This is a genomic window from Methanospirillum sp., assembly GCF_035560735.1.
In the GTDB taxonomy this organism is placed as follows: Archaea; Halobacteriota; Methanomicrobia; order Methanomicrobiales; family Methanospirillaceae; genus Methanospirillum.
Window position 1 is genome coordinate 1 of record NZ_DATMYY010000072.1, and the last position, 7,231, is coordinate 7,231.

Annotated in this window: 7 protein-coding genes; 4 read left to right on the top strand and 3 right to left on the bottom strand. The window is 43.4% G+C overall.

Annotated features, from left to right (window positions below; all coding sequences use genetic code 11):
* The 3 genes from VN429_RS01905 to VN429_RS01915 all read right to left on the bottom strand — a co-directional run.
* A partial coding sequence (locus VN429_RS01905; RefSeq protein WP_325629204.1) for a hypothetical protein occupies nt 1-439 on the bottom strand: 439 nt, incomplete at its 3' end.
* A 128-nt stretch (nt 440-567) separates the two neighbouring features.
* Nucleotides 568-1,053: an alpha/beta hydrolase gene (locus VN429_RS01910; protein ID WP_325629206.1), complete on the bottom strand. Its 486-nt coding sequence runs from the start codon at nt 1,051-1,053 to the stop codon at nt 568-570.
* Nucleotides 1,050-1,205, bottom strand: a complete 156-nt coding sequence (locus VN429_RS01915; protein ID WP_325629208.1) for a hypothetical protein — start codon at nt 1,203-1,205, stop codon at nt 1,050-1,052. The genes VN429_RS01910 and VN429_RS01915 overlap by 4 nt, the downstream gene beginning before the upstream one ends.
* Nucleotides 1,206-1,339: 134 nt before the next feature.
* Here VN429_RS01915 and VN429_RS01920 point away from each other — a divergent pair, with 134 nt between their 5' ends.
* The 4 genes from VN429_RS01920 to VN429_RS01935 form a co-directional block, all read left to right on the top strand.
* Nucleotides 1,340-1,834, top strand: a complete 495-nt coding sequence (locus VN429_RS01920; RefSeq protein WP_325629210.1) for a GIY-YIG nuclease family protein — start codon at nt 1,340-1,342, stop codon at nt 1,832-1,834.
* 78 nt (nt 1,835-1,912) lie between these two features.
* Entirely contained in the window at nt 1,913-3,868 is a 1,956-nt protein-coding gene (locus VN429_RS01925; protein WP_325629213.1) for a tetratricopeptide repeat protein, read from the top strand.
* Nucleotides 3,869-4,007: 139 nt separating this feature from the next.
* Nucleotides 4,008-6,278 (top strand): tetratricopeptide repeat protein, encoded by a 2,271-nt coding sequence (locus tag VN429_RS01930; protein ID WP_325629215.1) that lies wholly within the window; start codon nt 4,008-4,010, stop codon nt 6,276-6,278.
* 21 nt (nt 6,279-6,299) lie between these two features.
* The coding region (locus VN429_RS01935; protein WP_325629217.1) for a replication factor C small subunit at nt 6,300-7,231 on the top strand (932 nt) is incomplete at its 3' end.

The following is a 7,231-nucleotide window of genomic DNA, read 5'->3' on the forward strand; positions in this document are numbered from 1 at the left end:
CAGGTTCCCGGTAATTAAAATATCCATTCCATTTTGCTTCCTGATCACCGGTGTTGAGTTCAGAGTCATCTAATAAGGCTTTATTATCAACTTTCATTCTACATTGATACTCCCCGAGTGCTTTCCAGTCTTTTGCCTTGATGATATCTCCCAGTGAATCATATTTTGACAGAGTAGCATTTGTAGAGAGTTCAACACTCTGGTTTACTGATTCTCTCGAAACCGGATCCGAAGAAGTAAAGTTATCTGTAATGTTTGAAGGTGAATTCACCCCGGACATAAATGTCAGGTTCGATCTGGGGGCTTTCATTCCAATGACTGTTGTCTCATTTGAGACCATTCTATCGTCCAGGCTATAAGTACTACTCATGTGAGAAGAATTAGCAGATTCAGAAGAAACATATGGGGTTACATTACCATGCGCTGTGGTAGTATTCATGGAAGAATCTGCGGATACGAAAGTGCCAGTTAAAATAATGAGAATAATGGCGACAGGTATATTGAATTTACAATCCATTTCAGGGTCCTATAATATAAAGATCGAAAATTTTGTGCATTACTAGTATCTTATAATTCCTTCCCAATCAATTCCGAACTGCCATCAGTAGTGATTCGATATAGATCTACCCCCCTTGGAATTCCAAGTAATTCAACACCTTCTGTTTGGGATCTGATCTCCATTCCAGTTAATTCTTCAGAAGAACAGATTACAGTTTGTTCGGGATGAGTACCCCGCTGAATCAGACAATTCATTACGATCTGGTCTCCGGCAGAGACTACCATTTTAAGCCTGCATGACCCGGGATGACCTGAAGGAAGAACCAGTAATGGTACATGCCATACCATAACTAATTCAAGCAAAATCAATGCCTGTCTTAACTCTCCTCCTTCAGGAGCAGAGATAGCAACAAGGTCACCAGTCTTCAGATACTGACAGTACTCATTGGAAGTGGTTTCAATAAAAAGTGTAAATGGATCCTTGACAATGCCAACAAGAATAAAAGACGTTGAAGCCTGAATCAGAAGTCCGGTACCTGAAACAGGAATAATCATACAGATTCTATGACGCTGTCAGATCCACAGGAAGGGCAGATGATGTTCTTTCCTATTCCCTTAAAAGTTCCCTGACAATCCTTACACTTGTAGGTCTTAGCATTGAGTCTTTCTTCAAGTTCCATATCCATTGGGCCGCCGACAGAACACATGATTTCTCTCCTTGCACAATATTCTCCGTGTTCCCTGATAAACCCTGTCAGCCCTGAAAGATAGGAGAACACTATTACATGATTCCAATGATTTCAGGAAAACTACTATAGCAGCCTCATTCCATGGATATGTAATGGTGGCAGGACATGAACCAACGCTTCAGGATCTTTCACGTGAAATTCATCTGAATCCGGAACTCGTCTGGACCATTGATCCTGACCGAAATTCCCGTGGAGGAATTACTGAGTATAATCCATGGGAGAGATTCCCTAACAAAAACGGTTTGATGCTTCACGAGTGGGGAGAAGGACCATTCTGCAGATTTAGGATACCTGGACGGTTTAGAGATCGATCTGGAATTTACATACTGGTAGCGGGGGGGAAAATCACTTTTGTCGGATGGTGCCAGAACCTTGTTCAGCGGATGAATCAGCATTATGGCACCATCTCTCCAAGAAAATGCTATGAAGGTTCAGAACCCGAGAATTGCCTGGTTAACCAACGCATTCTTGAGGTATCAAAGAAGAAGCAGAAGGTTATGATCTACTTAATTCAGGATGGGGAGCCAGACATGTGCGATCAGATCATTTCCGCCCTCCTTCCGGCATGGAATCGGGACCTCGAATAACTCCTAATTCCATCATCATCCCGCATTTCTCTCTTTAATAAGAAAGTATATCTGCACAGGGCAGGTGACATATATGGCATGAAGATCCGCGGTATAGCGTTGATCATGGCACTGACACTCCTGCTCTGTCTCACTGCAGGAGTCTCATCTGCCGAAAATACTTCAACAACGGAGTTGTTTGAGAAAGGTAACTTATCTCTCCAACAAGAGAAGTACGGAGATGCAATCTCCGCATTCAAACAGGTTGTAGAACTTGATCCAAAGGATGCGACAGCCTGGTTTAAACTAGGAGGCTCATACCTGCAGAACGGTAACTTTTCAAATGCCTATTATTCATATCAAAATGCTACTACTATCAATCCAGATTATGGTGATGCATGGGCAATGATTGGATACACACTTCTGTATGCGATGATTCCACCAGATGCAACTGGCGCTCTTAATGCCCTTGAAAAGGCACAGTCCAACCTAAAAGATGATGTTGGAGTCAAGATCAACTTAGGTATAGCAAATCTGCTTTCAGGTAACAGCGATGCTGCTACAAAGATATTTGAAGAAATTACTCAGGCTGATCCAAAGAATGAACGTGCCTGGTACTGGCTCGGAATCACCAGGTCTGACAACGGTAAACTAGAAGAAGGTCTTGAAGCATATACCAAGGCTGTTGAGATCAAACCAGACTACAAGGATGCATGGTTTGCAAAAGGTGATGTTGAAGGATACCTGGGAAAACCCAATGAGTCTGAAGTCTCCTTCAATAAACTGTTAGACATAAAAGGTGATTATGCAGAGCCATTCAAATCTGCTGAAGCAAATGATGCAGAAGTTTACTACCGGCTTGGAGTTATTCAATACAATAACAACAACATCGAAGAGGCATCAAAAGACTTTGACAAGGCTATCGAATTAGATCCAACCAATCACAACGCCTTGTACTACAAGGGACGTATTCAGTTTGATCAGAACGATTTCACAGGTGCACGAACTTCTTTTAACAAGGCTCTTGCCCTCAAGAGTGATTTCGCTAATGCACAGTACTGGCTTGCACGTGTAGACCTGAAAGACAAACAGTTTGAGGCTGGAATTGAAGGCCTAAAGAATGCAACTTCTACTGATAGCAATCTTACTGATGCATGGTATTTCCTTGGAGGAGTTCAGGGAGATACAGGTGCATTTGAGGATGCAGTTGCATCATTCACAAAACTCACAGAAATCAGCCCACAGTTTGCTGACGCCTGGTACTTCAAAGGATTAGACGAATATCAACTACTCAAACTTGATGAGACAAAGGACTCACTTGAACATGCCCTGAATCTGACTTCGACAACCTTCACTCCAGATATGCAGGCAAACGCATGGTGGATTCTGGGTATGATCAACACTGAGAACGGTGACTCAGAAGCTGCAGCATCATCTTTCAACCAGACCGTTGCACTTAATTCCACCAACAGTCCAGGATGGAATGCATATGCAATCTCCCTGAATGACCTTAAAAAGTATGATGAAGCACTTAAAGCTGTAGAACAGGCAATCTCCATAGATAAAGTTCCTGAGTACTACTACAACAAAGGAGCCATTCTCAGAAACATGAACCAGACCGAAGAGGCAATTAAGGCATATGACGAGGCAATCGCACTCGATCCACAACCACGTGTCTATATGTCCAAAGGTATGGCCCAGATGAAACTCGGACAGGATGATAAAGCAGTAGAATCATTCGATGCAGGACTGAAACTAGATGAAACACTTGCTGTCCTCTGGTACAACAAGGCAGGAGCATTGTATAACCTTGGAAAATATGACGACGCAATGACCGCGGTTAATAAAGCTCTCGAACTTGATTCATCCTACGAAGTAGCACAAAAACTCAAGGAACAGCTCTCATCAAAGACTGGTGGCTCGGTTGAAAACACCACACCTTCAGAGAGATTTAATTCAGCATCAGAAGAGAAGCTGAACATAACACAAAGTGTAGGGGCGACACCGACCCGTGCCACTTCAGACTTTAACAACCCTTCAAAGAAGAGCACATAAAGTTCTTTGAACTAACCTTTTTTCTCTTTTTGTATCCAACCTGATTCTACAGGATGTTATCAGGTCATTGATAAGAAGATCTGAGTTCTGTCTTGACCGGCAAATTACCAAATCACCGGTTAAATTACCGAGTTTATATATGAATGATCACGAAAAAGACCTGATAATGCTGAGGGCCGTCGAGCATGCCAAAAAATCAGAGTACGAGAAATCGATTGCATGCATAGACCAGATACTACAAGTTGTTCCAGATGATTCGCTTGCCCTGTTCAACAAAGGGTTTACTCTGCGCATGGCAGGCCATATAGACAAAGCCCAGGCCATATTTAATAAACTCATCCAGATATCACCACATACCCCGGGGGCTCATCATCAACTTGGGCTTATAGCATTAGAAAAAGATGAACTCACCCGTGCTCTCTCTTACTTTACTCAGGAAACCAAAATTCATCCGTTCTCTTCTGATGCATGGTTAGAACTTGGCACCACGATGTTTAATCTCGGCCAATTCAGAGAAGCAAAAGTAGCTCTTCAGCAAGGCTCGGTTTTTGATCCGGAAAATTCTCTAATATGGGATCAATTAGGTCTCTGTTCTCAGCGTGAAGGAGAACTAAAAGAAGCTCTCAGGTTCTTTGATCATGCGCTTGAAATAACCCCGGGAGAAGAACCAACCCTTTATCACAAAGCACGACTTCTTGAACAGATGGGAGAAAGAACTGCGGAAATTAATTGTTATGATGAACTCATCAAAAACAATCCGGAGAGTATTTACCCATGGCTCAAAAAAGGGCTTGCCCTAATGCTGAATGAAGAATATGGGCGATCATTCGGATGTTTTTCAATCGCTGCAAGGTTTGATAACCCAGGTCATATGCCCTATCTTCTCAAAGGATTAGTCCTGGCAATACAGGGAAGATATGAAGATGCAATCCCTTGCCTTGAAGAGGCACACAGGCTATCACCCACAGAACCAGACATACTACTCCAATTAGGAAGGGCTCTTGGATCTGCTGAACGGCCGCAGGAAGCGGTGGCTGCATTTAACCAGGTATTAGAGATAAAACCTGATTCGCTGGATGCGTCTGAAGGGAAGGTAAGGGCACTTTTCAATCTTGGAGAATGGGAAGAACTCTGCCATATATGCGAAGAGTGCCGTAACAGAGATCCTAAAAATTATGTATGGTACCAATTTGAAGCTAAAGTAAAAGGTTGGAATACAGGAAAACAGGAAGAAGCAATGAATCTGCTTGAAGAAGGCAGATCTATGATCCCTGATGATGATCATCTAGATCTTGTCATCGCAGATTTAGCTGCTGATACGGGCAGAATAGATATGGCAATTGCAATCCTGAAAGATGCACTGTCTCGTAATCAGGAGAGGGTGTCATGTCTTTACCGCCTCGCAAAGTTTTCTATAGATCAGGGAGAACATCAGGAAGCGGTTAAGACCCTTGAAGACCTTCACAGGATAAGGCCTGATGATCCACATATACTTCAGCTCACAGGGGAAACCTACGAAAGACTCGGCGAACTGGACACCGCACTTGAGAGGGTTACTTCAGCCCTTGTAATAAATCCTGATGATCCTGAACTCTGGCTTTCACATGCCAGGATATTATTTGAACTCGGTGAAATGAATGATGCACTTATTTCCTCTCAGCAGGTAACAGACCTATCAGAAGACTGCTACGATGCATGGGTTATCAGAGGACGATCTGAGATCGAATGCAGCAAATTCCGTGATGCATGCAAGAGTCTGACACGTGCATCAGGGATAGAACCTGAAAATACTGAGTGCTGGAGACTACTTGGTGATGCCCTCATTTCGGATCGGGAGGGACAGGCTGCCTGGATTGCATATGACAAAGCGTTAGCACTTGATTTTTCTGATCACTCTTCTAGGGAAGGAAAGATCCATGCACTTCTCTTTCTCGGAGAATGGGAGGCAGCCATCAATGAATATGATGCTGCGCTATCTCTGAAAGGTGACAATTTTTGGGATCTCTATGGAAAAGGAATGGTTCTTATGGATATTGAGAGAGAAGAAGAGGCAAAAACCTGTCTTGAGCGATCAGAAAAATTCTGTTCAAAAGATCCAAAAGCACTCTTTGCACTTGGAAACGCATGGGCAGATCTCACTGATTTTTCCCGGGCAGATGAATTTTATGCCCTTTCACTTGATTCAGATCCAGAAAATCCTGAAGTCTGGAATATGCGGGGTCATACACTCCGCGATGCCGGAGATCATGAAGAAGCAATCCGTTGTTTTGAAAGAGCAATGGAACTAGATCCTGAAGATGGGGACTCATATTTAAGCAGAGAGTCGTGCATGAGAATCCTGAAAGGGGAAGAGACGGCACCGCAGATCATCATGAAAAATCATGATTCTATTATGAAGAACGTTGAATAGTACACCCAAAGGATCCCAGATATGGATGAGACTCATGCAATATGGATAGAAAAATACCGGCCGCGAAAACTAGCTGATATAGTTGGTCAGGCCGAGATCATAGAGCGGTTAAGATCCTATGTCAATAAAGGCGAGATGCCTCATCTCTTGTTCACAGGTAGTGCAGGAGTTGGGAAAACCACAGCGGCAGTCTCACTGGCAAGGGAATTTTTTGGCGATGACTGGCAGATGAATTTCAGGGAACTCAATGCATCAGATGAACGTGGTATCGATGTTGTGCGGACTCAAATCAAACAGTTTGCCAGGACATCACCATTTGGTAACTCATCATTTAAGATCCTCTTCCTCGACGAAGCAGATGCCTTAACCAATGATGCACAGTCGGCTCTGCGCAGAACCATGGAGACATATGCACAGACATGCAGGTTTATCCTCTCCTGTAATTATTCCTCAAAGATCATCGATCCTATCCAAAGTAGATGTGCAATCTACCGATTCAGACCACTCTCTAAAGCAGCAATCACAGAAATGGTCTCACGGATTTCAATAGATCAGAACCTCGAAGTCAGTTCAGAAGTTGTTGATGCGATCTTCTACGTTGCACAGGGAGATATGCGTAAAGCCATTAATGCACTTCAAGGCGCCGCAATTCTTGACAGGGAGATAGAGCCGGCAATGATCTATGCAATAACAGCAACGGCACGGCCTGATGAGATAGAAGATCTGATCCATCTCTGTCTTGCAGGGAACTTTGAAGGAGCAGGAAGAGTTCTGGACCAGTTGCTCCATGACAGGGGAATTTCTCCACAAGAACTTATCGGCCAACTCTACCGGGCGATCATAAAGCGGGATCTATCTGAAGGAGTAAAGGTGCGGCTGATTGATCACCTTGGAGAAACAGATTTCAGACTTTCCGAAGGAGCATCAAGTGATATCCAGATGCAATCTCTGAT